The organism is Marinobacter shunpengi, from assembly GCF_045449695.1.
Classification (GTDB): Bacteria; Pseudomonadota; Gammaproteobacteria; order Pseudomonadales; family Oleiphilaceae; genus Marinobacter.
Genome location: NZ_JBJJKZ010000013.1, coordinates 387116 through 413311, shown reverse-complemented (window position 1 = coordinate 413311; position 26196 = coordinate 387116). Strand labels below are relative to the sequence as shown.

General features: G+C 52.9%; 31 protein-coding genes. 8 read left to right on the top strand and 23 right to left on the bottom strand.

From position 1 onward, the window contains the following. Nucleotides 1-20 precede the first annotated feature (20 nt). Complete coding sequence (gene tenA, locus ACJO2E_RS11130) at nt 21-689, top strand: thiaminase II (RefSeq protein ID WP_406963942.1); 669 nt, start codon at nt 21-23, stop codon at nt 687-689. 18 nt (nt 690-707) lie between these two features. Here the strand turns inward: tenA and ACJO2E_RS11125 are convergent, their stop codons facing one another. Together ACJO2E_RS11125 and ACJO2E_RS11120 are read right to left on the bottom strand one after the other, a co-directional pair. Then, nucleotides 708-1316 (bottom strand): class I SAM-dependent methyltransferase, encoded by a 609-nt coding sequence (locus tag ACJO2E_RS11125; RefSeq protein WP_406963941.1) that lies wholly within the window; start codon nt 1314-1316, stop codon nt 708-710. 549 nt (nt 1317-1865) lie between these two features. Further along, nucleotides 1866-2069, bottom strand: a complete 204-nt coding sequence (locus ACJO2E_RS11120) for a CsbD family protein (RefSeq protein WP_406963940.1) — start codon at nt 2067-2069, stop codon at nt 1866-1868. A gap of 284 nt (nt 2070-2353) precedes the next feature. On the opposite strand from ACJO2E_RS11120, the gene ACJO2E_RS11115 reads away from it, so the two are divergent. After that, nucleotides 2354-2560 carry a hypothetical protein gene (locus tag ACJO2E_RS11115; protein WP_406963939.1) on the top strand — a complete coding sequence of 69 codons (207 nt, stop codon included), beginning with the start codon at nt 2354-2356 and terminating at the stop codon, nt 2558-2560. A gap of 449 nt (nt 2561-3009) precedes the next feature. Further along, nucleotides 3010-3465 (top strand): GatB/YqeY domain-containing protein, encoded by a 456-nt coding sequence (locus tag ACJO2E_RS11110; RefSeq protein ID WP_406963938.1) that lies wholly within the window; start codon nt 3010-3012, stop codon nt 3463-3465. A 132-nt stretch (nt 3466-3597) separates the two neighbouring features. Here the strand turns inward: ACJO2E_RS11110 and ACJO2E_RS11105 are convergent, their stop codons facing one another. The 4 genes from ACJO2E_RS11105 to ACJO2E_RS11090 all read right to left on the bottom strand — a co-directional run bounded on the left by ACJO2E_RS11105 (nt 3598) and on the right by ACJO2E_RS11090 (nt 5726). Further along, nucleotides 3598-3939 carry a zinc ribbon domain-containing protein YjdM gene (locus ACJO2E_RS11105; RefSeq protein WP_406963937.1) on the bottom strand — a complete coding sequence of 114 codons (342 nt, stop codon included), beginning with the start codon at nt 3937-3939 and terminating at the stop codon, nt 3598-3600. A gap of 126 nt (nt 3940-4065) precedes the next feature. Then, nucleotides 4066-4263 (bottom strand): hypothetical protein, encoded by a 198-nt coding sequence (locus ACJO2E_RS11100; protein WP_406963936.1) that lies wholly within the window; start codon nt 4261-4263, stop codon nt 4066-4068. 82 nt (nt 4264-4345) lie between these two features. Next, a complete protein-coding gene (locus ACJO2E_RS11095; RefSeq protein ID WP_406963935.1) occupies nt 4346-5122 on the bottom strand; it encodes a hypothetical protein in 777 nt (258 codons plus the stop codon). A gap of 13 nt (nt 5123-5135) precedes the next feature. Further along, complete coding sequence (locus tag ACJO2E_RS11090) at nt 5136-5726, bottom strand: glycoside hydrolase family protein (protein ID WP_406963934.1); 591 nt, start codon at nt 5724-5726, stop codon at nt 5136-5138. A gap of 661 nt (nt 5727-6387) precedes the next feature. Between ACJO2E_RS11090 and ACJO2E_RS11085 the strand changes: the two genes are divergently transcribed. Together ACJO2E_RS11085 and ACJO2E_RS11080 are read left to right on the top strand one after the other, a co-directional pair. Beyond that, nucleotides 6388-7239 carry a protein NO VEIN domain-containing protein gene (locus tag ACJO2E_RS11085; RefSeq protein WP_406963933.1) on the top strand — a complete coding sequence of 284 codons (852 nt, stop codon included), beginning with the start codon at nt 6388-6390 and terminating at the stop codon, nt 7237-7239. Between the two features lie 201 nt (nt 7240-7440). Next, nucleotides 7441-7884: a lysozyme inhibitor LprI family protein gene (locus ACJO2E_RS11080; protein ID WP_406963932.1), complete on the top strand. Its 444-nt coding sequence runs from the start codon at nt 7441-7443 to the stop codon at nt 7882-7884. Nucleotides 7885-7924: 40 nt separating this feature from the next. On the opposite strand, the gene ACJO2E_RS11075 is transcribed toward ACJO2E_RS11080, so the two are convergent. From ACJO2E_RS11075 to ACJO2E_RS11055, 5 genes are all read right to left on the bottom strand, one after another. Next, nucleotides 7925-8410 (bottom strand): DUF6644 family protein, encoded by a 486-nt coding sequence (locus ACJO2E_RS11075; protein WP_406963931.1) that lies wholly within the window; start codon nt 8408-8410, stop codon nt 7925-7927. 8 nt (nt 8411-8418) lie between these two features. After that, nucleotides 8419-8799: a DUF6152 family protein gene (locus ACJO2E_RS11070; RefSeq protein WP_406963930.1), complete on the bottom strand. Its 381-nt coding sequence runs from the start codon at nt 8797-8799 to the stop codon at nt 8419-8421. A gap of 206 nt (nt 8800-9005) precedes the next feature. After that, nucleotides 9006-9461, bottom strand: a complete 456-nt coding sequence (locus ACJO2E_RS11065) for a CopD family protein (protein WP_406963929.1) — start codon at nt 9459-9461, stop codon at nt 9006-9008. Between the two features lie 90 nt (nt 9462-9551). Beyond that, nucleotides 9552-10007 carry a metallophosphoesterase family protein gene (locus tag ACJO2E_RS11060; protein ID WP_406963928.1) on the bottom strand — a complete coding sequence of 152 codons (456 nt, stop codon included), beginning with the start codon at nt 10005-10007 and terminating at the stop codon, nt 9552-9554. A 3-nt stretch (nt 10008-10010) separates the two neighbouring features. After that, entirely contained in the window at nt 10011-10793 is a 783-nt protein-coding gene (locus ACJO2E_RS11055) for a helix-turn-helix domain-containing protein (protein ID WP_406963927.1), read from the bottom strand. A gap of 150 nt (nt 10794-10943) precedes the next feature. Here ACJO2E_RS11055 and ACJO2E_RS11050 point away from each other — a divergent pair, with 150 nt between their 5' ends. Further along, nucleotides 10944-11351: a hypothetical protein gene (locus ACJO2E_RS11050; protein ID WP_406963926.1), complete on the top strand. Its 408-nt coding sequence runs from the start codon at nt 10944-10946 to the stop codon at nt 11349-11351. 102 nt (nt 11352-11453) lie between these two features. On the opposite strand, the gene ACJO2E_RS11045 is transcribed toward ACJO2E_RS11050, so the two are convergent. From ACJO2E_RS11045 to ACJO2E_RS11030, 4 genes are all read right to left on the bottom strand, one after another. Continuing rightward, nucleotides 11454-14186 (bottom strand): AAA domain-containing protein, encoded by a 2733-nt coding sequence (locus ACJO2E_RS11045; RefSeq protein WP_406963925.1) that lies wholly within the window; start codon nt 14184-14186, stop codon nt 11454-11456. Between the two features lie 42 nt (nt 14187-14228). Next, nucleotides 14229-14657, bottom strand: coding sequence for a hypothetical protein (locus ACJO2E_RS11040; protein WP_406963924.1), 429 nt, complete (start codon nt 14655-14657; stop codon nt 14229-14231). Then, a complete protein-coding gene (locus ACJO2E_RS11035) occupies nt 14650-15252 on the bottom strand; it encodes a transcriptional regulator (protein WP_406963923.1) in 603 nt (200 codons plus the stop codon). The genes ACJO2E_RS11040 and ACJO2E_RS11035 overlap by 8 nt, the downstream gene beginning before the upstream one ends. Before the next feature lie 172 nt (nt 15253-15424). Further along, nucleotides 15425-15904, bottom strand: a complete 480-nt coding sequence (locus ACJO2E_RS11030; protein ID WP_406963922.1) for an FKBP-type peptidyl-prolyl cis-trans isomerase — start codon at nt 15902-15904, stop codon at nt 15425-15427. Nucleotides 15905-16322: 418 nt separating this feature from the next. On the opposite strand from ACJO2E_RS11030, the gene ACJO2E_RS11025 reads away from it, so the two are divergent. Next, nucleotides 16323-17093 carry an isochorismatase family protein gene (locus ACJO2E_RS11025; RefSeq protein ID WP_406963921.1) on the top strand — a complete coding sequence of 257 codons (771 nt, stop codon included), beginning with the start codon at nt 16323-16325 and terminating at the stop codon, nt 17091-17093. 209 nt (nt 17094-17302) lie between these two features. Here ACJO2E_RS11025 and ACJO2E_RS11020 read toward each other — a convergent pair whose 3' ends face one another. Next, nucleotides 17303-17698, bottom strand: a complete 396-nt coding sequence (locus ACJO2E_RS11020; RefSeq protein WP_406963920.1) for a glutaredoxin family protein — start codon at nt 17696-17698, stop codon at nt 17303-17305. A 199-nt stretch (nt 17699-17897) separates the two neighbouring features. After that, nucleotides 17898-18893 (bottom strand): NADP-dependent oxidoreductase, encoded by a 996-nt coding sequence (locus ACJO2E_RS11015; protein WP_406963919.1) that lies wholly within the window; start codon nt 18891-18893, stop codon nt 17898-17900. On the opposite strand from ACJO2E_RS11015, the gene ACJO2E_RS11010 reads away from it, so the two are divergent. Beyond that, nucleotides 18886-19221, top strand: coding sequence for a hypothetical protein (locus ACJO2E_RS11010; protein ID WP_406963918.1), 336 nt, complete (start codon nt 18886-18888; stop codon nt 19219-19221). The genes ACJO2E_RS11015 and ACJO2E_RS11010 overlap by 8 nt on opposite strands. A 428-nt stretch (nt 19222-19649) precedes the next feature. On the opposite strand, the gene ACJO2E_RS11005 is transcribed toward ACJO2E_RS11010, so the two are convergent. The 6 genes from ACJO2E_RS11005 to ACJO2E_RS10980 form a co-directional block, all read right to left on the bottom strand. After that, nucleotides 19650-20216: a hypothetical protein gene (locus ACJO2E_RS11005; RefSeq protein WP_406963917.1), complete on the bottom strand. Its 567-nt coding sequence runs from the start codon at nt 20214-20216 to the stop codon at nt 19650-19652. Nucleotides 20217-21235: 1019 nt separating this feature from the next. After that, a complete protein-coding gene (locus ACJO2E_RS11000; protein ID WP_406963916.1) occupies nt 21236-21958 on the bottom strand; it encodes an SLATT domain-containing protein in 723 nt (240 codons plus the stop codon). Nucleotides 21959-22014: 56 nt separating this feature from the next. After that, complete coding sequence (locus ACJO2E_RS10995; protein WP_406963915.1) at nt 22015-23334, bottom strand: hypothetical protein; 1320 nt, start codon at nt 23332-23334, stop codon at nt 22015-22017. Then, a complete protein-coding gene (locus ACJO2E_RS10990; RefSeq protein WP_406963914.1) occupies nt 23327-24352 on the bottom strand; it encodes a hypothetical protein in 1026 nt (341 codons plus the stop codon). The genes ACJO2E_RS10995 and ACJO2E_RS10990 overlap by 8 nt, the downstream gene beginning before the upstream one ends. 105 nt (nt 24353-24457) lie before the next feature. Continuing rightward, nucleotides 24458-25324 carry a hypothetical protein gene (locus ACJO2E_RS10985; RefSeq protein WP_406963913.1) on the bottom strand — a complete coding sequence of 289 codons (867 nt, stop codon included), beginning with the start codon at nt 25322-25324 and terminating at the stop codon, nt 24458-24460. Between the two features lie 135 nt (nt 25325-25459). Continuing rightward, complete coding sequence (locus ACJO2E_RS10980) at nt 25460-26104, bottom strand: nuclease-related domain-containing protein (RefSeq protein WP_406964136.1); 645 nt, start codon at nt 26102-26104, stop codon at nt 25460-25462. Nucleotides 26105-26196 lie beyond the last annotated feature (92 nt).

The following is a 26196-nucleotide window of genomic DNA, read 5'->3' as shown; positions in this document are numbered from 1 at the left end:
GCGACGACTCAGGAGACCCAATGCCCTACCAGTTCGAAGACCTCAAACGCAGCTGCCAGACCCAATGGCGCGCCTACATAGAACATGACTTCGTGCAGCAACTGGGCGATGCATCCCTGGCACCGGAAGCGTTCCAGCACTACCTGAAGCAGGACTACCTGTTCCTGATCCAGTTTGCCCGGGCCTTTGCCCTGGCCGCCTATAAAAGTCCCACCCTGGCCGACCTGCGCCAGGCAAAGGAGGGGCTGCAGGCCATAGTGGATGTTGAGCTGGGCCTGCACATCGATTACTGCCGGGAATGGGGCATAACAGAAGAAGAGCTTGCCAGCCTGCCGGAGGCCCGCGCCACCCTGGCCTACACCCGTTACGTGCTGGACACCGGCAACCGCGGCGACCTGCTGGACCTGCACGTGGCGCTGTCACCCTGCATGGTGGGCTATGGCGAAATCGCCAACTGGCTGAACAGCCGGGCGGAAACCGTTCGCGGTGAAAAGAACCCCTACGATGCCTGGATCGCCATGTATGAAAGCGACGAGTTCCAGCAGGCCATGCAGGCGGAAATCCGCTGGCTGGATGAACGACTCGCGGACGTCTCTCCCGCCCGTTTCAAGCAGCTCACCCGCATCTTCAGCGACGCGACCCGCCTTGAGATTGATTTCTGGGAGATGGGGCTGAAGCTGAGCGATTGATCCAGGACCCCGGAACGGTCAGCCAGCAGCCTTGCACCAGCGATAAACCCGCATCGGGGGAATATTCCGCAGCTCCAGTGTACAGCTGTCATGTGGCCCCATGATGGGGTCGGTGATCCGGGCCACGTCGCTGCGGAACTGGTAGGCAATGAAGCGCCCACCCTCGGCAAGGTTGTCGTTCACCGCCTGCGCAACCCGAGAGCCAACGTCTTCCGGCATTTTTGAGAAGGGGATGCCGGAGATCACCACATCTGCCTTGTCCAACTGGTGCGATGCCAGGATCTCTGCCAGGTCTTCCGCGCTGCCCAGGTGATTGATAAAACGCGAGTCGGCGATGTCGCCGAGCAACTCATGGAAGTGTGGGCTCAATTCGATGGAAAGCAGGCGCGCGTCCTGGCCGAGGTTCTGGAGAAAGGTCCGCGTGGTACCGCCCGTGCCAGGCCCCAGTTCGACAACCCGCCTGACCCGCGACAGCTCTGATGCATCAAGAATCCGGCGCTCCAGGTACCGCGAACTGGGAATGACCGACCCCACCTGACGGGGCTCGCGCAGGAATCCACGGAAGAAAGCGCCCGGGCTCGTTCTCCGGTCTGAATTGTCTTCCGGGCCAATACTTTCCCCGCCCATACTGCTCCCTCTATCTGATCATCTGGTTTATCAAACAGTCTTAACCATGAGACCTGTGCCCACTGCCGTCAATCATTACCCGCCTAAAAAGAGCATTTAAGTCAGCTATACTGGCCGGTCGACCGGCGGGACTCCCAACGGACAGACTACTGACCAGGCAGGCCCCCCGGGCCGCCTGGGCAGTTCGTTAATCTGCTGAGGCACGGAGGGCCTTGAGAACAAGGCGCGGTGGCGAAGGTTCACGAATTAACCCAGACGGTGCACTAGGCCGGCTTGTGTTCGGGCTCGGGGCCCTCCTTTCTACCTTCCTCGCGAGGAGGACGGGGGCTCTGGTGCGGAGTCTTGCCATCGACTGGCTTACCGTACTCCGCAAACGGGCCGTTAACGGCGGAATGATCCCGTACCTGGATAAGCTCCATGGGTTCCGAAACGGACTTCCCGGGCATTAACTTGAACATACAGAAACCTCTCTCAATATATGGCACTTACCTGTGGGCAAGTAGCCAGATCAGCGCCAACGACCGTAACTGGCGCTGCTCGAACCAGCTTTTACTTCCTGGACTGTTTTTCAAACTCCCCGATCTGCCTTTCGGCCTCATCGCGGCTGATGCCATAACTTTCCTGTATATGCCCGGCGAGCTTTTCCCTCTCGCCGGCGATAACGTCCAGCTGGTCATCGGTGAGCTTGCCCCACCGTGACCGGATATCACCCCTGAATTGCTTCCAGTTACCTTTGATGGTGTCCCAGTTCATAGCCGTTTCCTTATGGTCACTTGCGGACAGTTGTCCGGCCTCGGGTACCGCCTCGGCGGTTGCCAGGCCAATGATGGAATAATGGCGAAAGGGGCGTCTGTGCGGTGGAACACAGTGGCTTTCTGGAGCAGGCCTAACTCATCACTTGAAATGATAAAAAGGATACGGTTAAACAATTTTTGTGAGCGTCACAACTCCTCAATAATACAACCATAGAGATCAGCAAAGCCGATGAGTTTCTGATCCACCAGCAAGATCCAATGATCACTTTGAGGAGCTAAACCATGCGTTCAATCAATACAAACCTGAAGAAAACCGCTGCTATCGCCACCATCGTCATTGCCAGCTTCGCCGGTGCTTCCAATGCCGCCGCTCAGCAGGTATGGATGGAAGAAGTCATGGCTCAGCAGGAGCAGCAAGTGCATGACGCAACAACTGAAGCCACTGCTGAGAGCAAGTCTGATGAAAGCGTGAAAAACAGCGCTTCATGAGGTGCTGAAAGGGCCCTGAGCTATTGCGGCAGGGCCCTGGTTTTTCTTGAGAGATTTGACCATCACAGCCAAATGGCCGCTGACTCTTCCCCTCGGCGCCACGGTGACCGTGTCCATCACGACCGACACCCTGACCCGGACCTTCCAGGAACCGGGCACCGATCCGGACCGTCGGACCTTCCAACCCACATGCGTCTCAGACTCCCATCTACTCGCTGACGGGGTGTTTGCACGACGCGTGTCCGAAGGCCTCCTGTACCTGGAGCCATCATCCGGCGTAGGCGGAATGCCCCCCAACTTGTGGCTACTGCTCGACGCTCAGGAATAAACCTCAATCACAAAGGCCGATTGAGGCTTTTAAAATTGAACCTGCCCCAGCTTTTCGTTCAATATCTTCCCTTGCAGGAGTTGAAGCCAGTTCTATTAGCCGAGAGAGCGGGAGGTCGACCATGGCAGAAGAATCACTCAAGGACCAACTGAGCAACGCCGTGAAGAACGCGATGCGGAACAAGGACAGAACCCGGCTTGGCACGCTGCGTATGGCCCAGTCCGCCATCAAACAGATCGAGATTGATGAACGCCGCGACCTGGATGACGAAGACGTCCTGAAAGTGCTGGACAAAATGCTCAAACAGCGCCGCGATGCTGCCGCTCAATACGACGACGCCGGCCGACAGGAGTTGGGCGACAAGGAAAGGGCGGAAATGGTCGTCATCGAGGAATTCATGCCCAGCGCCCTGTCCGAAGATGACCTGGATGCCCTTATCCGCACCACCATCAGCTCAACCGGAGCCCAGGGCATGCAGGACATGGGGCGCGTGATGAACGAGCTGAAGCCGCAGGTGCTCGGACGGGTTGATATGGGGCATTTGAGCAAGAAGGTGCGGGAGGTGTTGGCTGGCTGACCTCGGTTACTGCGGAGTATCATGCCGCCAGCTTCCTATATAGTCACTCAGTCCCAGCCCGTACCCTGACGCTATCGATCAGTGCCCAGGATCCAGAGAAGTCCGGCTCGCTTTCAGGCCGGACGTAAGGTATCAAGCCTTTTTGACGAATTCGGACTTCAGTTTCATGGAGCCTATGCCGTCAATCTTGCAATCGATGTCGTGGTCACCGTCCACCAGACGGATATTCTTGACCTTGGTGCCAACCTTGACCACCAGTGAGGACCCTTTTACCTTCAGGTCCTTGATAACGGTTACCGTGTCGCCATCTGCCAGAGTATTGCCGTTCGCATCCCTGATTGCAGGTCCGTCCGACGCTTCGGTGGGCTCGTTGCCGGCTTTCCATTCGTGGCCGCACTCGGGGCAGACAAAAAACTCGCCGTCTTCATAGGTAAATTCAGACTGGCATTCGGGACAACCGGGTAAACCGCTCATAGAAGATCTCTCAGCAAGAAACGACAAAAGCGCCGGGGGAGCCATACTCGCTGACCCTGGCCGCTCAGCATCCAACGCCTTGGAAAGCATCTATTCTACCGGATTGGGAGGCACCATGGGGGCAGGTCATGATAGCCGAATGGCCACCGTATCAGGCTTTCCAAAATTATCTTTGAGGGCAGCGGCAGCACTCTGAGTATCCGAAAAATCGATTTCCACATCATCAATCTGAAAGACAGGTCCATCTGCCTGCTGCACCTCCAGAACACTGCCCTCCTCTTGTTCGGAACTTGGAGTGAAGTCGATATCGTAGAAAGACGCCATGTCCTGGCAGCTCCAGGAAGCCCCCAAGGCATCTTCCATACCTTCTTTAGTAGTGGGGTAAACCTGAGCCTCTTACTGAGACCTACCGAGACGGATATTGACCATCAACTACCCACTCTCCCGACTCCGTTACCGATAGAACGAACAAGCGCAGATCATAATAACTACCGCCTTCAACAGTATCCTGAACGCTGACGAGAACATCCTCGTCACCATCACCATTAAAATCACCACGGCCATGTATCGACAGGGTCTGCTGTCCGGAATCCAGGTGATAGACCACTCGATGCTCTGACATGCGATCCATTTTGGTGATGTCGTTAACATCACCCCAGCTGGAGATCGCCGGATCGGTCATGATGCGCTGGGCTTCACTCTCTGATGTGATCAAAGCAAGAGACTTAGGAAGCCTTTCTGGCAATTCCTCTGTGAGCGGTTGGGCCGGAATAGCGGACTGGGCAGAAGCAGTAGCCTCAACAAACAACCGAGTCGACTCACACATAACGACCAGTTCCAGAAAAGCGCTACTTTCCTGCCCGCGACTAACGCGAAGGTTCTCCCCTTTAACTGAAAAATAGTCATTACAACTCGCGATTGCCTCAGGGGCCCTGGCATCACCCTTGATAACATCAATGCTTGCATACCAGGGGCGTCCGAGCAGGTTACGCAGGTCTTCTTGTGAACTGATTGACGGCTCCCCTTCAACCAGGTTCGACATGGAAAACTCGTCTGTCCATTTAACGGGATAGTTCACAACCGCTGACTCGCCTTGGCTGGCGTTGCCAGAACAGGCAGCGATACTGAATGCCAGGAGCATAGGAACGACAAGATGCACTTTACCAGCGACATATTTCGACATCGGTTTTCCTCGTCTACGGAGTGAGAGCCTGCGCCGCGCTATTTTTGGCGGCAGTTTCGAGCAGGTTTCTTACGTATCTATTCCTCTCGGCTGAGATCGGCGCAGCACGGCTGGACTCGTCCGCTGCTGTTTGCCAGTCCTTTGCCTGAATCGCCGCGTTGAATTTCGGCCAGTTATTATTCAAGTCCGTCATCCCTAAATTAAATATAAGATCAAAGAGCGCCAGCCGGACCTCAGAGGGAAAATTCTCAAATCCGGAGTAAATGCGCTTTAACTCACTTTCGAATGTCAGTATGTGCTTGTCGGTAAGTTTATCAATTTCAACATCAGGCAGTATGAGACTGGTAAACTTCTTATAAAATGAGGCAACGCGATTGGCAGGCTGCTTTTTAACTGAGTCATAATCTGACTTGATTTCAGCGCCACTGGCGGGAACATTTCTTGTGGTTTTAAAAGCCAGTTTCTGAGCCTCGGTAACATTGGCTATCAGGTGGCCAATGCCCACAGTTACAAAGCCTCTGGAGTCCAGGTACATGTGACTGACCTTACCTTCGTACTTTTCAAGATTGGCACGAAGAACTTGCTTTTCCGTAGACGTGATCATGGCTCCATCCTAAATATAATCAAATAACCTTCATTAGACTTAAATCAACCCCAGTCAAACAGAAAACGAGTTTCTGTCCGGCACCACCGAATGCAACACTGAAACACCAGAACCTGTAGCGGTATCAACGGCGTTCACATCAACACCGTTTTCCAGAAAATGTTTCAGTAACTTTCCGGGGACGTATTGGGAAGTTTTAGGAGAAGACACCTGTCTCGCCAATCACCACCAGGAATAGCAGAACAAGGAAAAATGAAAGCCGCTCCCTGAACGGGGGGACTGAGCGAAACATTAATTATGCGAATGACTCCTTTCATCGCTGGGACTTCCGTCCATCTGGAAGCCGTTGATTGGGCGTTGCGCAATGGCCAGGCCGCCAAGCGCACAGCGGAGATTAGCAGGAGCCAGATAGTGGTTCAACGACTTGGGTCACTGAATAGTACTAACTCAGCCTGCCCGCTCCGTTTCAGACGCCACACAGTGCAAAAGTTCACCACGCGGCTGCCCTCAACACCAATAATCCAACGGGAACGCGCCTCGGAACAGGAAGTGGATATGGAGGCAGATTCCCAATAGGAACCAACAGGATACCCGCTTGGCTCCATGCCGGTTTGCCTCTATCCTGGACTATGACAACAACGACCCGGATGGACAATGCAGTATGGCAAGTGGGGAAAGCTGGAACGACCTGGAGATAGCGGCAACCGTGGCCGACTATATGAAAATGCTGACCCTTCACCTGACCGGTCAGCATTACAACAAGAGCGCCCACAGACGAGCCTTGATGGAACAATTGGATGGCCGCAGTGAGGGCGCGATCGAGCTCAAGCACCAGAACATCAGCGCGGTACTCCGTGACCTGCATTGCATCTGGATTCCCGGCTACAAGCCACGTGGGAACTATCAGACGTCCCTGGCCAGGTACGTGGAGGAATGGATCAACACCCACCCCGAATTCGACCAAGCATCCCAGGCCGCCGTTGAGCAACCCGCCATCGTACCGAGTGACGTCGACTATCACCGCCTGGTCGTCGAACCACCTGTGATATCCCACAAAGCTCAGGAATCCCCAGCAACCTATGCCCCCACCCGGCAGGCCTCAAAAAGGGACTATGTGGCTCGCGAGGCCCGCAATACTGCCCTGGGCAACGCCGGCGAACTTCTGGTCATGCACTATGAAGAGTTTCGACTCCGCCAAGCCGGTAAAACCACACTGGCAGAGCGAATCGAACATGTCTCAACTACCCAGGGCGATGGCCTTGGCTACGACATCCTCTCGTTCGACGCTTCCGGACAGGAACGGTTTATCGAGGTGAAGACCACCGCGTTCGCCAAGGAGACGCCTTTCTTCGCATCGAGGAACGAAGTCTCCCTCTCTTCCGAGGCACGCAATCAGTTTCATCTGTACCGGCTGTTTGAGTTTCGGAGATCGCCGAAGCTGTTCACGCTTGCCGGGCGGATTGATGATTACTGTGAGCTGGATCCTGTGAGTTATGTTTGTCATTTTCGGTAAGCAATGGAAGGCAGTCTGCGACGGCAATGGCAGCCACTCAATTGTGATCGTGCCTTCAGAAAGCGCCTACTTTCGCGTTACAGCACGCTATGCATGGATTCCGCCCAAACACTGATCCGGACAGATGTCATGAAGCACGCAGGCTTATCTGGCCCTACTGGCAACCTTGGGATGTCTTTGTTCACCAAAGGATTGAATCAATTGCCCGGCTTTCTCCGCCCTTTCGCCTTACTGACCATCGCCTTGACCTCGGTGGCATGCCAGGCCATCGATAACCCGGATGCCCCCCATTATCTGGAAGATTTCCGGTCCGAGGTGTCTTCCCATGAGCAAGCTGTCTACGAGGACGCACAGACCACGTCGGATTCGATGGAGGCGTATCGCGACTACATTGCCTTCCTTGAGGAAGAGCTATCGGCCGCGACGTCCGCACTGGAGGGTGAGTTTTCCGGTTCTGAGGGGGAGGCGTTCGCTGAGTCTCAACGCGCCTGGGAAGCCTACCAGGAAGCGGAGAAGGCCTTTGTCTCGAGTGTATGGACACCACGGAACTTTGGTAGCTCGTCGGCCTTCTCACGGCTGGCCTTCTACGCTGACGTTCTCCGTTCACGCATTGAGCTGTTGCTTAAGTACCGGAAGCAGTTCTAGGGAGGGCGAAAGCGAGATGCACATTGGCGGGAATACCGACTCAGAAGTACCCCAACAGCCGGCCAAGGATCAGCACACTGATCCAGACGATCAAAGACAACGCGGCCCCGGCCCTCACAGATGACGGCATGCGGGCCTCCATCGGGAGGTTCTGGATACCCTGGCGCTTCAACACCCGCCCGAGAATCAAGGCGTTCAACACACCCAACAGGACAAGTACCATCTTCGCCTGGAAGAGCGTCGACCCGGCGTAATCCACGGCCGCCGTGGCGAACAGAAGTGCACCGCAGACAACCGCCAACCCCAACCCCATCGCCGCTGTAACCCGAAGCACATCGACAAACACCATCACGGGGTAGTGGCGCCAGAGCCCCAGCAAACGCAGATCCAGCGGTACAATGCCGCCAACCAGCATCGACACCCCGAGAATATGTCCGGCGTTTACCAGCGGGTACATGAATGTGGAGTTGCGCAGGGCCGAGACAACGGCCAACTCCTCGACGAAGACCTGCACCTGTTCAATCATCCCCAGGCTCAGGACGTACGACCGGGATACAAATCGTAGTCCTGCCCGTCGATCACAACCCGCTCAGCCTTGACCAGCCGTTCGCCCTCCTTGGCAGAGCGATGACCATGCACGGTAATCTCCCGACCCTGGCTCAACATCTCTTTGGTGAGCCCAACACGGTCGTTACGCCAGGGCTGCCCCACTTCCACAACCCATGCCTCGCCATCCACGGTTATGGTGACCTCACCATGGGGGTTGCCAAGGCGCACAGACTGGATAACACCGGTGATTTCAAATTCCTCGTCCGTTGCCCAGGCCCAACCGTGATGGGCCTGCGCGGCGGAGGTAGCGAGAAAAGCAGCAAGAACAGCAAAACAGAGTAGGTAAGCAAAACGAAGCTGAGGCATAGCCAATCCTCTTATCGCGATGTGGTCCGGGCAATCACTCAAGCACTCTTCAATGCCCGTGGACATCCAGGAGATTTCCATCACTCCAGATTAGGATAGGTCAGCCAAAGATGCATGCCTCCACGATAACGGCAGACCAGGCACGCCAACACGAGTGGCGGCGCCGGCCGAATTCTTCAAACCGGCAGTTCGATGATGCGACAAGCTTACAGATACCGGCCGCCGGCACCAATCACCACCACGATCAGCCCGAGAATCAGGTTGGTGCCCACCAGCTTGCGGATCTGTCCCACCTGGCGGCCGCCTTCCTGGGGATCCTGGTTGGCAACGGCCTGTTTCAGCCTTCGGAAGGGGGCAAAATAGACGTGACCATAAAGCAGCATCATCACAATCCCCAGCCCCTGCATGACGTGGATATGCCAGCCGGCACCAGCCATACCACCGAACACGCTGAAGAGCATCCAGTAACCGGTTACCAGCAACAGGACCACGGCCGCCCATACCCACCGGAAAAACCGGGACAGAGTGTGACACCAGAGTACGCCCCTCTGCGACGCATCAATCACCTCAACCACCGCCGGACGCATGGCCATGTAGGCGAAAAACATGCCGCCAACCCAGATCACGGCAGAGAGAACGTGTAGTGCGATAGCCAGACTCATTAAGCGACTCCCGGACCAGAAATGTGTGTGATGAGCATAAGCCTCACATGACTCAAAACCAACTGCTTCAGCGGGCGCGGACCGAATGAATCAAACCGGCAGTTCGATGATGTCACCCGCCACACGGTCTTCGCTCACCTCCAGCCGCCCTACCGTGATCGGCAGAGTAAAGCGCCGGGGCCCCGCGCCACCCGGATTGAAGTAGAGCACGTCGCCGATCCACTCGTTACGGGGTTTGTGGGAATGGCCAGCGATCACCACGCGATAGCGGCCTTGTGGATCCATGTCGAGGGTTTTGACGTCGTGGAGCATGTAGAACGTGTGGCCGAGGAATTCCAGATCCTGAACATCGGGCAGATCCGCTGCCCGGCCCGTTTTGTCGATATTGCCACGAATCGCCACCACCGGCGCGATCGCCTCCAGCGCTTCCAGAACCTCATCCCGCCCGACGTCACCGGCATGAAGGATCACGTCAGAGCCTTCCAATACCTCCAGGGCCTCGGGGCGCATTTTGCTGTGAGTGTCTGCGATGACGCCGATTTGCATGTTTCAACCTTGCCAATAAGCCTTGCTGTGCTCATCCATCGGAAAGAAATGCTCGATCCGCAAATTCTGGGCGGTGACATCGAGGGGCGTGCCGATGGTTGCGATGGTGGAAAAGATCCTGAGCTGCTGGTCCCCAAGGTTCAGGGTAAAGGGAATCGCCGGGTAGTCCAGGTGTTCCACCACGTGGCTTTTCCAGTGTTGCGGGACGCCGGGCACCGTCAGTGCCTGCTCCAGCAATCGATTGGGCTGATCCCGGAAGGGCCCGGCAAGATGCTCATGGTAGACACGTTGCAGCAAGTGGCAGGCGATATTCTCCCAGTCGTCTACGAAGGGTTTGATGCCCTGGCTGTCCAGCAGCGACAGCAGGAAGTTTGGCCGGGCCGGAAACTGAGCGCCCAGCTCCACCATGGTTGCCATCATCTGCTGCATGGCCTGGTTGGCCATCACCAGATAGTACTCGTGGTCGAACACCACCGCCGGGTATGGAAGGTGCCCCTGCAACAGGTGCTCAAGCGCCTCCCTGATCATGGCCATGCCGGGTGCGCTCAAATCCTGGTCGGAATAGACCTGGCTGTAACCCGCGGACGACAACAGGCGGTTGGTTCCGGCCAGGTCCGCCTGCAGCATCTGCGCTAAATGCAGAACCATGCCCTTGCTTGGCCTGCTGCGGCCGGTTTCCAGAAAGCTGATGTGTTTTGCCGACACCTCGCACGCCAGGGCGAAATCCATCTGGCTCAGGCGTTTACCCTGCCGCATTTCTCTGAACAGCGTACCGAAGGCGCTCATTGGGTTTCCTGTGAATTCGAAATGTTCATCCAGTATCCCGACCGAGGGTAGGCTGCACCATTACCTCACAGGTAATTGAGACAATCACCGCCCGGGTAGAAGCTTTGTAGTGTAGTCCAACCCATTGCGAAACCCGATTGAGGTGATGCTATGAAAAACTTTGTCCGTCAATTCAGTGTGAAACAAATCCTCCTGAGCGATGTCTTCCTCTCCATGCCCCTGGCCCTCGCTCTCATTCTGGCCTCCGGGCCGATTGCCCAGTGGGCGGGAGGTCCCGGCGCCACCTTCTACCTGGTGGTCGGCATCGTGATGCTGCTGTGGTGCGTCGACATGGTCGCGGTGGCCATCAATGAACGGTGGCAGGAGAAGTTCCTCAACGTGATGATTGCTGCCGATGTCACCTGGAGCCTGCTGGCCCTTGCCCTGATGATGTGGTTTGCCCCGAGCCTGCAACCCTTGGGCTGGGTACTGTTCGCCCTGAACGTGCTGGTTCCGCTGGACATGGCGTGGATGAAGCGGGTGGCTGGCAGTAAGCCGCAACAGCCTGCATTCAGTTAACGACTCACTCGACAAGCTGAAAGTGTGTGGCTGGGCTTATACCGCCAGCCACACACACTGGCACCGTTGCCTAACAGAGTTATCCCGTTTTTTTCAGCGAGATTAATTCGCGGACCGCGTTCCCTCTCCAGTCACTTCGGCGAGAAAATTCTCCACCTTTTCTTCAATATGGCTTTCGACCGTCTTCAGACGAAGCAAGGGCAGACCGCCTTTGTGGAGGATTCTGTTCTTCAGGGCATCCCATTTCTTCTGTTGGGGTTTATCGTGCTCACCTCCGTCCACCTCAATGACTGCCAACGGTTTCTTGCCGACGTTGAAGTAGAGCACGAAATCACAACAGCTTCGGCCTTTCATAAAACCGAGCTCATTTGCAGTCAACATCTCATTGCCAGGCGACACCAACTGATTCAAGGCTATCTGTGTATGGAAGGTAATCGCCTGATTGAACGAGAGCGAAAGGCGTTCGCGTAGTATCTGAGCCACGATCTGTTCTGACTTAAATTGCGAGTCGCTCGGTCTTAGACGAGACCGTAGTTTTTCCAACGACTGGTCATACTCGTTGTAGAGCAAATCGAAAGCCGAAACCACGGGCGAACGATGGATCCTATCTGTTTCATTCGCGTAATACTCGATGTAGCGAATCAACGCCGCAACCGGTCCATTCGATCCAACAAATACGTCTTCACCTGTCACCAGAGTAAACTGCTTTTTGGCCCTGGAGACCGCCACATTGATCAAGTGGGGATCATCCACGAATGACAGGTTGCTCTGGTTACTGGCCTTCTTGTCCAGGACCGTTGAGAAAACAATCTCATCACACTCCCTGCCCTGGAACTTATGGGTCGTATCCTTGACGAAACTAGCTGGCAGATGCGAATGCGACAAGGCCACTTGTGCGTTGTATGGCGCAATGAATCCTCGTTTGGCGGCCTCATCCCACTGATTGCTTTCCCCCCGTTCCAGCACATGGAGCAAGGAATCCAGCTCACGCTGATTTTTGTACCATCGGGCGTGATTTCCTCTGGCGGTGACAATCAGTTGCAGGGCCTCTTCACCTGCATCCTGTGTCATGGGAATAAGCTGGCCGTTATAGAATTGTTGATTGCAGAACTGGATGATTCTTGGGTGGCACCGGTAATGCTCTTTCAGCAGGGTCACTGGAATGGTATCGCCGAAAACATGAAGGCATGAATCCAGCAGACTGTGTCTCTCGCAGTCATACCTTTCATCGGGGGCTGTGATGCCGATCTCCTCGAAAACCGGGGGTAACTGTTTTCTATCGCCAACGATGACAAGGTTCCGAGCGCAGCCCAACGCCAGTATTCCCGGAACAATATCCTGCAGGGACGCTTCATCAATGATGGCGTAATCCAGAATCGTACCTGATTTAAGGGAGTTGATAATGGAATGCGTACCGCTGCCAATGATCGGGTAGCGTTTCAAGAACTCATCGATATCTTTACGATAATCTTCAGCAGCAAAGGAACCTACGGGCCATTTTCGTCGCTGGAGATGATCTTTCAGATAGGCCATGGATGACTTGGTCGTGCCCGCCAATAGCGCCTCGAAATCACCATTCCTCAAAGTCTCCTGGCAGGAAGCGAGGTCGGCTTCTTTTTTCTGCAATGCCTCATCGTAGTAGCGCAATTGCAAAGCATGGATCGTCGCGTTGCGCTTATCCAAAGTATTAAAAGGTTTGATGCGCAAGATCCGGAAATTCAGCCACAGCTCTATCCTGTTCCTTAAGCTCAGGCGCTCGTCATTGAGCATGGTGAGATAAGCCATCAAGTCCGTGATCTTTTTTTTGGATAACCGGTATTTTTCCAGCGGATAAGTCCTGGAGACGTGCGGATCGTTTTCCAGGTTGTCCTGCCGCCATTGCAGTAGATGTTTGCGCTCAATCTTCAGCTCATCGACCTCAGCTTGCAGTTTCGCCACTTCGTTCCGAGCGCGCAAAAAGGCCTTCAATCGCTCTATCTGGCCCTCAATGTCCTCTAGCGGCGGTGCAGGCGGAGACTCGCCGGAGGGAACTGTGGGCGTGTTGGCAAAGAAATTTTTACGATTATCCTTGTTGCCAAGTTTGGCAACAAGAAAATCCAACCCTTCCTTCTCCAGCTTCTCGTAGACATTTTCAACGGCAGAATTGTTGTTGGAAAGGACAGCAACGGTTTCATTCCGCAAAACAATGTTCGCCAGGATATTCAGGATCGTCTGGGTCTTGCCTGTACCGGGTGGGCCTTCAATAACGCTAACCTGTGAGGAAAAAACACCGGCCACGGCCTTGAGCTGGCTTTCGTTGATTCCGAAAGGAAAAATCAGGTTTTCCGCTTTTTCTCGTGGCCGACTGGATCCTGTGCAGTAGGCATTCAATACCACCTCTGGGTTTGGAGGCAGAGCATTCAGTTGGCGCAGCACATTGTCAGAAATGACTTCACTTTCCTTAGAACTTGCCTTCGCTCTTTCCAACCTGGCCTCAGCCACAGAAAGGAAGTAACGAAAGATATCGCCATCCTTGAACTCTGTTTTCTTAACAAGCCGGATGTTATCCATATTCATCACGTAGGATTTAGCACCCGATGAATACTGAACAACCGCTTGCTTATTACCGAAAACCACCGCTCTATCCACGTGGCTGAATGCACTTCCCTTTTTCTTTACAAGAAGCACGTCTTCCATCACCTCAGTGGGAGTGATCTCACACTCACTGAGCGGACGACTGTAGGCTCTTCCTGAAGGGAAATAGCAGGTTAGTTCCAGGCCTTGGCGAGAGTTCCGTATTCTCCAATCGGTGATCTGCCCAGTCTTGTCCTGGCCGTTTACATGTATGGTGGTCATAGCAATCTACCCATATTGGGTATTTTTACCCATTTTGGGTAGTCAAGAGGTTTCCCCGGTCGTTAGTGCAACCACGGCTCGTCTGATTTCTTCTGTGATCTCCACGAGACTTGTCACCATCGCTTCATCTACGTCGATATCGCCTTCATACTCTGCCAAATTTCGCTTGCGATGGGCCTGATCAAGAACCCGCCATTTTGCTGGTGACAAGTCGAGTGTGTGCTGCAGGCACTGGAAGACCAGATATCGATTGTCAGACCGATAGCCAAAATGACGCAGTGCGGCCAACGAGAGCGCGTGCGCTGCGTTGTAAGACAAGTCAAAGCGGCTCTCCAGGCTAAGTGCCTCTAAGCCTGCGTCCTTCAATCGGACGTTACCGGATTGGATGAGCCCCTGAACCTCGCTGGCGTCCGCTGACTCATGGTGGAGCTTGTGAATACGGACTAGGTTTTCCAGTGCTTCCTTATTCATTGACGCTTCCTTTCAACAAGATGCAGGGTCCTTCCAGGACTTTCCTCAAAAACGGGTTTTTGTTCGCTCGACGTTTTTCAAACTCTTCCCGCTTGTAGAGGGTTGGGTTAATGGTCCGGGAAAGGTTAATCTCAGCAGCCCCCAACGCTTCGAAGACTTCCGCCAGACTAAGGGTATCTGAAACCAGCATGAGGTCGATATCGCTATTGGCGTGATCCGTCCTCTTGGCCACCGAACCATAAATCAGGGCCAGATCGATTCTATCGATAATTGGCTTGAGGGCATCTTCAACTTCTTGTTCCGGACCGAGCAACTTGGAGACAAGAGAAGACAATTCGGGATAAACAGGCGAGTCCGGGTTGGCTTTATAGCGTTTCTGACGCCCCTGCTGAGTAACCTGCACCAGCCCACTATCGACCAAACGAGCGAGTTCGCGCTGTACAGCACCCGAACCGGCCTCTGCCTGCTCGATGAGTTCTTTGATCGAAAATTCCCTTTCCTGCTGTGTAAAAAACAGGCGCAAGACCTTCTGGCGGGTAGCGGAGAACAGGGCATCCGCTAACCCAGTACGGTTTAATGTTGTTACTGCGGACATATTATCGGCGCTTCCAAAACCCATTTTGGGTAACTTTATACCCAAAATGGGTAAAATAAAACCGCAGAACATGTTGGAGCAAACCCTCAAGCCGCCTTACCGTAACAGGCGGAGTATAGCGCCGGAGCCCGACGTCACCGGCACGAAGATTCAGTTTCGAGCCTTTAACCCCTCAATGATGCCCGCCAGGCCCATGGGCGTGGCCGTGGGCTAACTCTTCCGCATCGGCAGCGCGTACTTCAACAATGTCGATATCGAAGGTCAGGGTTCTACCGGCCATGGGATGGTTGGTGTCCACATCCGCAAACTTGTGGCCGACCTTGGCGACGACCACATGGCGCGGGCCCTGCTCGGTTTGCACCTGGGCGATCATGCCCGCTTTCCAGCGCCTGGCCCCCATCAGATGCTTGATCGGCACGCGCTGCACGGCATCGGGCTTGCGTGGGCCATAGGCCTTTTCCGGAGAGACGGTCACAGTAAAGCTCTCGCCGGCCTCGCGACCTTCCAGGGCGTCTTCCAGGCCCCGGATAATACCGCCGTGGCCATGCAGGTAGGCGTTCGGCTCGCCATCACGGGAGTCTTCAACAACGTTGCCCTGTTCATCACTGACGCTGTAATGGAACAGGACCACTTGATTCTTTTCGATGGGCATAGGGTTTCCCTGTGACAGTTCAAAGACCGCCATTATAACCAGCGATGGCATTGGCTGCAGTGGCCCCTGCAGTCAGGGATTTTTCCTGGCTAAGGAGGCGTCCATATATGTCCTTGATTGCCATGCATGCTGGGAATGGACAGATTCGATAGCCGGTTCAAGGTGACCTCTCTTTGGCACCGTTGGCTATCTGACAAAGGCAAGTGTTGGGTCTTTCGCGATGGCCTCATTTCATCCCCGGGCAATCGATTTAATCCATAACTGAACACCGGCACTGACTGGCACTAATAGCGTTGATGCACTAGACGTGTAGAAGGTGTCATGCCAAAAATTTCCTCCTGGGTCCAGTAGATCTGGTAGGGACAACGGCACGCATTGCCTGATCTGAAACGCATGCACTCTGAAAAAGGACAATCCAATGAAACCCTCACGACCACTCCCAGCAGTTTCCTTCCTGAAGAAAGTCGCCTTCGTTATTTCACTGTGCGCGACTCTCATCGCGCCCTTGGCCTATGCGCAGGAAGGCGACATCCCCGGCATCACGAAACAGCCGAGCGAAGCGGCGGCGGACGCACTTATCGACCCTAATGATGTTGTCGTTCTGTTACTGGACCACCAAACCGGCTTATTCCAGACCGTCAAAGACGTCCCGGTCGATGATTTGAGACGCAACACAATCGCGCTAGCCAAGATCGCTAAACAGATTGATGCTCCGATTATCCTGACCGCATCAGAGCCCAATGGTCCTAATGGTCCACTGATGTCGGAATTCGACGAAGTGATACCCGATGCAACCTACGTTGCGCGACAAGGCGAAGTAAGCGCCTGGGACAATGCCGACTTTGTGGAGGCTGTAGAAGCCACCGGCCGTAAGACGTTAGTAATGGCAGGTGTGTGGACCAGCGTGTGCGTTGCGTTCCCGGCATTACAGGCCCACGCGGATGGCTACAAGGTTTACGCCGTGATGGACGCATCAGGTGATCCCAGCGAAATGGCGTCGCGCGCTACCCTCGCACGTTTCACACAGGCTGGTATTATTCCAGTAACCACCAATGTCATGCTGAGCGGGCTCCACCGTACCTGGAACAGGGACGATGCAGCGGAATGGGGTGAGCTGTACAACGAGTTGGTCCCCCATTATCACGCGGTTAGCGAAAGCTATCAGCGTGCCCAAGAGGCCGCTAAATGACTCACGGCCGCGCGGACCTTACCGTCCGCGTTGTAAGATCTCAGTTGTGTTAACCATCCCTTCGCTGCTCGCCGCGTGTGCGGTAGAGCAGCGACAGGGTCAGGCTGAGGCGGATCTGATTGTGACCAGTATCCAAGTGTTCACCATGAATCCGCCGCAGTCCGATCTTGAAGCGGTCCGGACTCGTCCTGAAAACCGCCAAATTGAGCTTATTGGGCCGGCTCGAATCGTTCCTGCAGCCACGCCTTGATCTCGGCAGACTCGTACAGCCATTGCTCACTGCCATCATCCTGACGAATCTTCAGGCAAGGCACCTTGATGCGACCGCCGCCAGCCTCCAGCGCTGCACGATGCTGCGGGTCATGCTGGGCATTGCGGGTTTCAATGTTCAGACCCAACCGGGCAATTTCCTTGCGTACCTTGATGCAGAACGGGCAGGCCGTGAACTGGTACAGAGCCAGATCTTTGCTGGCCTCGTCGACGCGGGCCTGATCTTCAGCGGTGCGGGTCATACCCCTGGGCGTGCTGAGCTTCTCACTGAGCAGCATGAAGGGTGTCAGGACCAGGCGCAGGGTGCGGAAAAAATAGCGAATAATAACTCTCATGGGTAAGGCTCAAACTCCGGATTGAAGGTGACCTGCCGGGTGTCGGCATTCAGGCTGGATTTGTGTACTTGATAGCGGTGCGTGAGGATATCACTTCATCCGGTTGATCAGGTACCAACCGGGACCAGATTGGCCACCGACGGTGACCAGGAAAAGACACCTTGCCCATCGCCACAAGGGACGATGGGCAACCCAACGCTTAGAGCTTTACCATCAACTTGCCTTTGTTCTCACCTGTCAGGAACATGGCGAGACCGCCCATGGCAGACTCCAGCCCCTCCAGTACGTGTGCCCGATATTTAATCTGGCCCTTCTGAACGTAGGGGGTGAGCTTGGCCTGCAGCTCTTTGGTCTTGTGGCGATGATCCGGCATGGTGAACCCCTGGATCGACAGGCGCTTCTTGACGATGCGCATCCAGTTGGGACCAGGGCGCGGAGTCTCGGCGGTGTAGTCGGCAATCATGCCGCACACCACAATACGACCGTGCGCGTTCATCCGCTCGAACACCGCGTCCTGGGTCGGACCACCGGTGTTCTCGAAGTAGACATCGATGCCTTCCGGTGCCAGTTCATCGAGCTTCGCACCCAGGTCATCGCTCTTGTAGTTCACCGCGCCATCAAAGCCCAGTTCATTGACGATCCAGTCGGCCTTTTCATCGCTGCCAACCACACCGATAACCCGCAGACCATCGGCCTTCGCCAGCTGGCCGACGATAGAACCAACAGACCCGGCGGCACCGGATACCACCAGAGTTTCACCCGCCTTGGGATCGCCGTAGCCATACAACCCCTGGGTCGCCGTCAGTCCCGGCAGCGCGAAGACCGACAGTGCCATTTCCGCCGGCAGGTCTTTATCGATCCTGTTCACGCCCGTGCCATCTGTCAGGAACATCTCCTGCCAGCCAAACATGCCCATGACCTGGTCACCCACGGCAAAGTCAGGATGGTTGGAGGCAACGACCTCACCAATGCCCGACGATCGCATCACATCGCCCAGCTCGACACGTGGGATATAGCTGTCAGTGTCGGAACTCATCCAGCCCATCATGGCCGGATCCAGGGACATGTAGGTCTGTTTGATCAACAGTTCGCCGTCTGCGGGTTCCGGGACGGTTTTTTCCACTACTTCGAACAGCTCGGGACCGATATTCCCGTCAGGCCGTTTTACCAGATTAATGGCTTTATAAGTGCTCATAGACAATGCCCTCCAGACACACAGTGAGCAGCTCTTCCTGAAGCAGTTTCCCCTACCCCTGAAACCACTGCTGAACTTCGAGGGAGCGGTCAGGAACGAGCCGCAACGGGGTATCCTGTTCAGCCTCAACGATTACCTGGAACTGGCGGACTTTACCGGGCGGATCATCCGTCCCAACAAGCGGGGCCATATACCGGAGAACCAGCCACCGATCCTGACAAGGCTGGGGCTGACTACTGAAGAGTGGCTTACCGAAGCGACCGAGTTTGAAGATCGGTATCAGGCCAATCGCCGCGATCATCTGGATCGACGACGATCGGCGGCCTAACCTCAGCACTACTCCCCCACACGAACCTCTCAGTGGCCTCCCCCGCCAGGCCCTGACTCGCTCTGAAAACCGGCTAGTAGACCGATTTTGGACTATTTTGCCTGTTGTGAGGCATTTGGCCGCCCCTAGACGGATTAGCCAGCGCTCTCAGGCAGCCTGCAGCGGTGAAAGAAGATGTTCTTCTCTAGCAGTGCCTGTCCTTACTTGCCCTTTACTTGCCACCCAATTAACTCCCTTCATTGGCGACCGCCAGGGCCAGACTCGGCCTGAAAACCACTGAATTGAGCTTTATGGACCGGATTGGCCGCCCGTCGGGCTATTGGCCCTCACCAGACGGGCAATTCAGTTTCGCCGGGATTCTTTGGCCGACGGATCAAACGGTCTTTCCTCTAGGGTGTCTGTCCCTGATTGATCTTTTCTGTGGGCGGCTAGGGAGCCAGGTCGAAAATCTCCCTGAGCGCTGATGCATGTTCTCGGGGCCGGACGACCATCAGCATGTGCCACCTGCCATCGAGCTTCTCAAGCGTATCTTCTACCACCTGTTCATTGCCATTGTGATGCAGCTCGTATCTCACCACTGCGCTGTCATCGCCTTGAAGCTCTACCGACATGTTGTCGATGTTGTCCACATTAATGGAGTCCAATATGTATGGCAGATAGGAGGTGAGTGCTTGATCGAACGCCGCCCGTACTTCGAGGTTTGAGGCTTCCCCAGTGTCTTCCAAGGGTATCGTGTCGAAGAAGGATTCCAGAATAGGATGTCCCTTATGCCGAGATGTTCGCCTTGCCTCAATAAGAACGGGCAGAGCGAACTCCCGGAACGCGTCTACATCCCTTGGGTGTAGATAGCCAGCAGCGTCCAGGAACCTGGATTCTGAAAATGCTTGCCGGTATTCCTCAAAGATCATGGTAATCTCAACCACCTCTTTGTCCTCGGCTGAGGCGGGACTAATAAGCGCAAGTGATATCAATACAGCGGCGAGGAATCGGGTCATCCTGTCTTTCCTTGATCAGTGGGGCGGTGCTTAGGCGGCCTCCTGCCTTGGTGGGGTATTCTGCTGGAAAACCATAGGCTGATCAATTGTGTTTTCCTCTCCGGGGTCTGTCCATGATGGCAGAAGCAGTTTCCCCTGCCCCTAAAGCCACTGCTGAACTTTGAGGGCGCTGTCAGGAATGAGGCCCAACGAGGTATCCTGTTCAGCCTAAGCTGATTACCTGGAGCTGGTGGACTACACGGGGCGGCTTGTCCGTCCTGACAAGCGGGGTCATATACCAGCTAAAGCGGCCGCCGATCCTGAAACGGCTTGGCCTGACAGCCGAAGAATGGCTTGTCGAAGCCACCGAGTTTGAGGACCGGTATCAAGCCAACCGACGGGATCATCTGGACCGACGAGGATCAGCGGCCTGACCTGGACCCGACTCCCCCACCCGAACCTATCAGTGGCATCCCCGCCGGGGCCAGCCTCGTTCTGAAACCCGCAAAAGCGATCACTATGGGCCCGATTTGCCTGTTGCCGGGCGTTTGGACTCCGCCAGCCAGGCTAGTGACCTCTCTATGCCAGTCTGCATCAATGGACGAAGCTGTTCTTCTCTAGCAGTGCCTGTCCTTCAGTTCCTAGTATCAGGCCAATCGCCGCGATCATCTGGATCGACGACGATCGGCGGCCTGACCTCAGCACTACTCCCCCACACGAACCTCTCAGTGGCCTCCCCCGCCAGGCCCTGACTCGCTCTGAAAACCGGCTAGTAGACCGATTTTGGACTATTTTGCCTGTTGTGAGGCATTTGGCCGCCCCTCGACGGATTAGTCAGCGCTCTCAGGCAGCCTCCAGCGGTGAAAGAAGCTGTTCTTCTCTAGCAGTGCCTGTCCTTCAGTTCCACCGGATCTCATCAAGGCGCGGGGCGCGGCATCAAGACGCCCCAGGAACGACGCCGGATATATGTCCGTGAACCACTTGCTTCATCGACAGGCAGACTTGACCCCGGGGAGGCGTCCATATATGTCCTTTATGATTCATTTAACCGACAGTTCTTTAAGATATTTCCGATAATCAGACCTGCGAATGAGCCTTATTTTTAACAAAATAACTGCCGTGCAAAACCTTAACTGCTTAAAGACTGCCTTATGTAAAGGAAGAACTACAGCCTTCTTCCTCCAAACATTAGATTCCAAATTTAAAGTATCTTTCTCAAAAGCCGAGATCTTAGCTTTGATAGCTGTGCGTCTAAGCGCATTCATCTTCATCGCCTTATGAGAATCAGCGTCGTTTGTGGGACATGACTCCCCCTCTTTGTTAACCTCCAAATACTTATGAAGCAAATTGTCGTAGTCTTCCATTATCGTTTTGTCATCCCTACTTCCCACCGAATTAAGTAGCGACCTCGCTTTCCTAGCAATCTCGATGTATTCATTACCAACATACCGATGCTGTGCTGTTTGTTTTTCTAACCCAAGAAAACCAATTACTGCGGTGGAAATACCAACCAACAACGGAAGCAACCTAGATAATACCTGGCTCCAACTCTCCCAGTGACCACTAGCGGAGGAGTAAGAGCCAACAAGATTGACAGCATTTTCGTTAATTCCAGAAGAGATGGCAGCCGACCCGATTACAGCAAATAACCCCAAGAATATCCTAAGCCTATTCTTTCTATCAGCAGCGATAAAATGCCTATCTTTTCCTATCTTACAATCAACTTCTAGATTTGCTATCTCAACTAGCTTTTTACCATCCATTTAGAAACCTAATATCCGGGTAGAAAATTTTTATATCAACGGTATTTTACAGATTATTATGTATTTTTACCGTAGTAATCCTTAAGTAGCTTCTTCGCTGATGATAAAATTCGAGAATCATTCTTATTCTTCGTAGCAGAAATCAAAAGTCCAACAGACTTATTCTTTATTGTCAGCTCAGCTAGACCGTAGCCATGAACGACATTGATCCAATTTTCTCGTGGCTTCCCTATCAAAATCTTTTCGAGAATCCTTGTGTCACCGGGCAGCACATTATTAATATAATATGACCATCTCTCACCAGTAATTTGCTTTAATATTCTTGATGCCTCTGGCCCTGCGGACCAAGCTACGCCATATGAATTACCTAGCACCACCGAAAGAAGAGCCGTTAAGCACGCGGGCAACGCAGGAGTCGGTATTGTACTACCCAATTTCCCCAATTCTTTGACAGGAGCTTCTTCATTATAAAAATTATTCATCCCATCATGTGCTCTGAGTATAGCTGTGGCAGCCTTAACGAAGGTATCGCTTCGAAGATTCTCTGGAACATAGTCAAATCCACGGACCTTTGAAAGCGCGCTCTTTAAGCCAGAGACAGTGGATGTCTTACCACTGGAATAGGTCTCAGCATATGTATGACCAACTTGCCACTTCTCTGAGTCTCTCAACTGCGGCCATACAACAGGCAAAAGTACATTAATGTTTGCCAACACGTGCTCTAGGTTAGCCCCGGTGTTCTTCTTCGCAGCACTCATCAAAACGCTTATTGTAAGCTTTAAGAAGAAATAGGGAGAGCTAGTTAACATTTCGACTCTTTTATCAAATTCGTTTAAAGTTTCCCCTTCAAGCGCCTCCCTAAACTCTACAAATTTCTTTGCAACTTCAACTTTAGGTCTGCCTAGCACTGATTTTACACAGACTTTTAGTGATGCTAATGCCTCTGACTCGTCAATATCCTCTGAATCTGACTCATCAATTTCTAACTGAGAAAAATGTGTGATAAGTTCATGTGTATGACGCAGTCTCATAGCATCTGTGCGTGAAACTATTCCTAGTTCTTCAGCCAGTTTAATGGCATCCTTCGCAGTTAATATACTCTCTACGTCATCATCTTCATTCAAGTTAGGACGATCAAGCATTTCACCTAGCAGAGTGATGCCAACTGTTGAAAGCTCCTTTTTCAGCGCAGTTATTGTTTTACCCCATAAATAGCTAATCGCCATTTCAAAATGTTCGGACTCAAACGCCGAAACAATTTGCTTTCGATCTTTTTTCGAAAGCTGAGCGGCATAGTCTGAAATTTCTGCGGGTGACTTTGCAGTTGTTGGTAAAATGTCAGTTGAGTCCTGCTGCCACAGCACGATATCAGTCATAAGTCTCCCCAGAATAATCGGACCAACCATCTTGTGATTGAATAAAAACTGATCGCAACCCTCTACCAATCTTACTTTTCAAAGTCAAAAATGCCCTTTTCCTCGCACCACCACCTGCTCCCATTGCTTCTTGGCTTGTCTTCACAAAACAGTTATATCCTAGAATTCTTGCGGAGTTATCAAAAAGAAGAACTCCATCAGAGTTTAACATGCCTCTCAAGAGGCTCGCCTTACTCTCTAAATAGGACGAAGGAATATCTCCCCGTTTTAGTGAACGTATTAAGCTAGGAAAATCGATAGCTTCATCCAGAATGACGCCATCGTTTGATAGGAACTTAGGAGGCCTATTCATACTTGTCACGGCAATTAGGCATCCATGCGACTGCCTCAAACTCTCAAACAGAAGTCTTTTTAAAAAGCTAATACAGGGCTCTTTTTGCTCTGGCAATGCTCTAAAACATATGCTGTTAACTAGGGCATCCAAATAGTGCAACGGCGGACTTGCACTCTCCTTTCTATGATCTAAATATATATAATTACAGTCACCATTATTAGATCTTACTTCTACGCACTCGTCTCCGACTTGGAAAACTTTGACTACACTCAAATCTTCATCAGGAGTCATAACAACATCATCGACGAGCACAGATATTGGATTTTCAGGACCTCTAAATAAGCCATATTCAATAGTCGAAGCACTATTTTTTATATATACCAGCCAACCATCAGTTGCTAAAGGAGCACATTTTTTTAAAGCCTCTTTTATGCCATTGACATCTGCGCTAGAACAACCGATCTTCAGTGATTCACCGCCTGGCAACAGCGTTACTACCCTTTCAATCTTATTACAAAGATAAACCTTCGGACACAACTTAACACCTTCCTCTTGATATCTAGCTAACTTCACTATTAGCTCTACCAAGTTAAGCGTGTCACTTAGGATGGGCAAATCTGTCGAGTGACAGAAATCAGCTACACCACCAACTAACTGAGCCCTAAAGGTTATATTCTTTGTCATACATCATCCAATTACCTAACGTCAATTTATTTATCAGACATAGTGATAGAGCGTATGCTAAATTCCCTACTCGGCAATGATCTAGAGCTTTATCCACGCTCCCAGCTATACATTAAGATTTTGCTGTGGAATTGAGCAGTCAATTACATGGTAAGCGATGACGCCTCCTTGCAGTCGCTTATGATCAACAATAGGCCGAACAACAAAGATCACGCCCTCAGTATCCACAATTTTTTGCATTTTCTTTCTAATTGCATCGTCCCATGTTACTGGAAATTTCTCTCCTCCAGATACTATCGTCCCTCGATGAGATGAAAATGCAACCATATCCAATCTTCCGTTTACACGGATCTCTCCAGTTAACTCTTCTTTATTTTGACCAAGGATCACTCGCTCATCAGGGGTTAATCGAACTGCACTATCCCGAGATCCAAATTCTGCGTACGCTATACCTTTTCCTTCAATTCCAGATACAAGTCTATCGGCTGGAAATTTTGTAACTTGCGCGGCCCACAAGATCTTAGCGTCGTTTATTCTTACATCGCCATTTTCCGAGTTCGCTATAATATTTTTTGACCCTATATTGATATTGTTAGTTATTATAATATTCGCCGGGATGCCTTTCTCGACAAGTTCAGCCACTTGCTTTCGGAGATTAATAGCATCGCCAAACAATCTAGTAATTGTCCCCGCAAGCTGGTAGCCACCATCCGCAGCCAGTGAACCAACAATCTCTTTGTGCGTGAAAACGAAATCTATCAATAACTCAATCGAACCCTGATTTATCCTAGCCTGGTAATCAATCTGCTTCCTTATCGAAGGCGTGAGCTGCCTACGTCCCAACTGGACAGCAATTAACCGGTCAGTAATAGATCGATAGTTCGAAATGAGCAGCTCCACTGACCTTAGGTCATATAATCCATCTTCGAAAGCGGATCCTTTGGCATATATTCTTAAGTCACTTTTCCTCATCTCCATACTTTCCCTTATTCTTTTCAAATACCATACCCAGAAAAACGAGATAGATCTGTTTTTTAATCCATTTCAGTCTTCTGAGTCAGGACTACCAGCCCCAAAAGGGATAACCATTCCGCTCAGCTACCAGTCCTACTTCTCCTCAACAATCCCCTGCACATGCTTCACGTGGTCTCGGTGCGTCCGCCAGGTAGGCCTCAGCCGGCCATGGGCAATATCCTCAACCAGCGTCTTCACCTGCACAGTCGTGAGCACCACACTGGTGTGGGATTTGATGAACCGTATAAACCCAAGCCCCTGGGTCACGTTATCCGGCATCGGCGTCTTGAAAGTGCTGTCGCCGACGAAGACCACCAACGAACAGACCTGGTCGTCTGTCAGGCCCAACCGGCTCTGCACCGTTTTCAGGTGCTTGTAGTTCTGGTGAAGCGGATTCTGGAATTTCTGGGTGTACCGATAGATCTTCTGCGTCCAATACCGCTGCCGCTCCCCACCGAAAATCCACCCCTTCATATTCTTGGTCTCCACCACAAACACCCCATACGGAGACACAATCAAATGATCAATCTGGGTAGTCCCATCCTCAGTCGGCAGGGTCACGTTACGGATCAGATGGTAGGTCTTGCGGTCAAGCAGGAAGTGAGCCGACAGGTTAACAATCGCCTCACCCACCCAGCCCTTGAATCGGGCAGACTTGAGGACAGCAACCAGCAGGAAGAGGGGAATGAGAAACCAGAGGTGTTCCAGCATCGGTTGCAGGGTGACGGTCAAGTCCATTTTCTCGTCCAAGTCGGGATTATTACTTATAGTTCAGCCCACTCTAGAGCATGCCGCCACGTCTGTCTGAAAAAATTTGTAAAACAACAATC

Bases quoted from the DNA above. Each gene is read 5' to 3' on its own strand.
- tenA (WP_406963942.1), top strand. From the start codon at position 21: ATGCCCTACCAGTTCGAAGACCTCAAACGCAGCTGCCAGACCCAATGG.
- ACJO2E_RS11125 (WP_406963941.1), bottom strand. From the start codon at position 1,316: ATGGGCGGGGAAAGTATTGGCCCGGAAGACAATTCAGACCGGAGAACG.
- ACJO2E_RS11120 (WP_406963940.1), bottom strand. From the start codon at position 2,069: ATGAACTGGGACACCATCAAAGGTAACTGGAAGCAATTCAGGGGTGAT.
- ACJO2E_RS11115 (WP_406963939.1), top strand. From the start codon at position 2,354: ATGCGTTCAATCAATACAAACCTGAAGAAAACCGCTGCTATCGCCACC.
- ACJO2E_RS11110 (WP_406963938.1), top strand. From the start codon at position 3,010: ATGGCAGAAGAATCACTCAAGGACCAACTGAGCAACGCCGTGAAGAAC.
- ACJO2E_RS11105 (WP_406963937.1), bottom strand. From the start codon at position 3,939: ATGAGCGGTTTACCCGGTTGTCCCGAATGCCAGTCTGAATTTACCTAT.
- ACJO2E_RS11100 (WP_406963936.1), bottom strand. From the start codon at position 4,263: ATGGCGTCTTTCTACGATATCGACTTCACTCCAAGTTCCGAACAAGAG.
- ACJO2E_RS11095 (WP_406963935.1), bottom strand. From the start codon at position 5,122: ATGTCGAAATATGTCGCTGGTAAAGTGCATCTTGTCGTTCCTATGCTC.
- ACJO2E_RS11090 (WP_406963934.1), bottom strand. From the start codon at position 5,726: ATGATCACGTCTACGGAAAAGCAAGTTCTTCGTGCCAATCTTGAAAAG.
- ACJO2E_RS11085 (WP_406963933.1), top strand. From the start codon at position 6,388: ATGGCAAGTGGGGAAAGCTGGAACGACCTGGAGATAGCGGCAACCGTG.
- ACJO2E_RS11075 (WP_406963931.1), bottom strand. From the start codon at position 8,410: ATGATTGAACAGGTGCAGGTCTTCGTCGAGGAGTTGGCCGTTGTCTCG.
- ACJO2E_RS11070 (WP_406963930.1), bottom strand. From the start codon at position 8,799: ATGCCTCAGCTTCGTTTTGCTTACCTACTCTGTTTTGCTGTTCTTGCT.
- ACJO2E_RS11065 (WP_406963929.1), bottom strand. From the start codon at position 9,461: ATGAGTCTGGCTATCGCACTACACGTTCTCTCTGCCGTGATCTGGGTT.
- ACJO2E_RS11060 (WP_406963928.1), bottom strand. From the start codon at position 10,007: ATGCAAATCGGCGTCATCGCAGACACTCACAGCAAAATGCGCCCCGAG.
- ACJO2E_RS11055 (WP_406963927.1), bottom strand. From the start codon at position 10,793: ATGAGCGCCTTCGGTACGCTGTTCAGAGAAATGCGGCAGGGTAAACGC.
- ACJO2E_RS11050 (WP_406963926.1), top strand. From the start codon at position 10,944: ATGAAAAACTTTGTCCGTCAATTCAGTGTGAAACAAATCCTCCTGAGC.
- ACJO2E_RS11045 (WP_406963925.1), bottom strand. From the start codon at position 14,186: ATGACCACCATACATGTAAACGGCCAGGACAAGACTGGGCAGATCACC.
- ACJO2E_RS11040 (WP_406963924.1), bottom strand. From the start codon at position 14,657: ATGAATAAGGAAGCACTGGAAAACCTAGTCCGTATTCACAAGCTCCAC.
- ACJO2E_RS11035 (WP_406963923.1), bottom strand. From the start codon at position 15,252: ATGTCCGCAGTAACAACATTAAACCGTACTGGGTTAGCGGATGCCCTG.
- ACJO2E_RS11030 (WP_406963922.1), bottom strand. From the start codon at position 15,904: ATGCCCATCGAAAAGAATCAAGTGGTCCTGTTCCATTACAGCGTCAGT.
- ACJO2E_RS11025 (WP_406963921.1), top strand. From the start codon at position 16,323: ATGAAACCCTCACGACCACTCCCAGCAGTTTCCTTCCTGAAGAAAGTC.
- ACJO2E_RS11020 (WP_406963920.1), bottom strand. From the start codon at position 17,698: ATGAGAGTTATTATTCGCTATTTTTTCCGCACCCTGCGCCTGGTCCTG.
- ACJO2E_RS11015 (WP_406963919.1), bottom strand. From the start codon at position 18,893: ATGAGCACTTATAAAGCCATTAATCTGGTAAAACGGCCTGACGGGAAT.
- ACJO2E_RS11005 (WP_406963917.1), bottom strand. From the start codon at position 20,216: ATGACCCGATTCCTCGCCGCTGTATTGATATCACTTGCGCTTATTAGT.
- ACJO2E_RS11000 (WP_406963916.1), bottom strand. From the start codon at position 21,958: ATGGATGGTAAAAAGCTAGTTGAGATAGCAAATCTAGAAGTTGATTGT.
- ACJO2E_RS10995 (WP_406963915.1), bottom strand. From the start codon at position 23,334: ATGACTGATATCGTGCTGTGGCAGCAGGACTCAACTGACATTTTACCA.
- ACJO2E_RS10990 (WP_406963914.1), bottom strand. From the start codon at position 24,352: ATGACAAAGAATATAACCTTTAGGGCTCAGTTAGTTGGTGGTGTAGCT.
- ACJO2E_RS10985 (WP_406963913.1), bottom strand. From the start codon at position 25,324: ATGAGGAAAAGTGACTTAAGAATATATGCCAAAGGATCCGCTTTCGAA.
- ACJO2E_RS10980 (WP_406964136.1), bottom strand. From the start codon at position 26,104: ATGGACTTGACCGTCACCCTGCAACCGATGCTGGAACACCTCTGGTTT.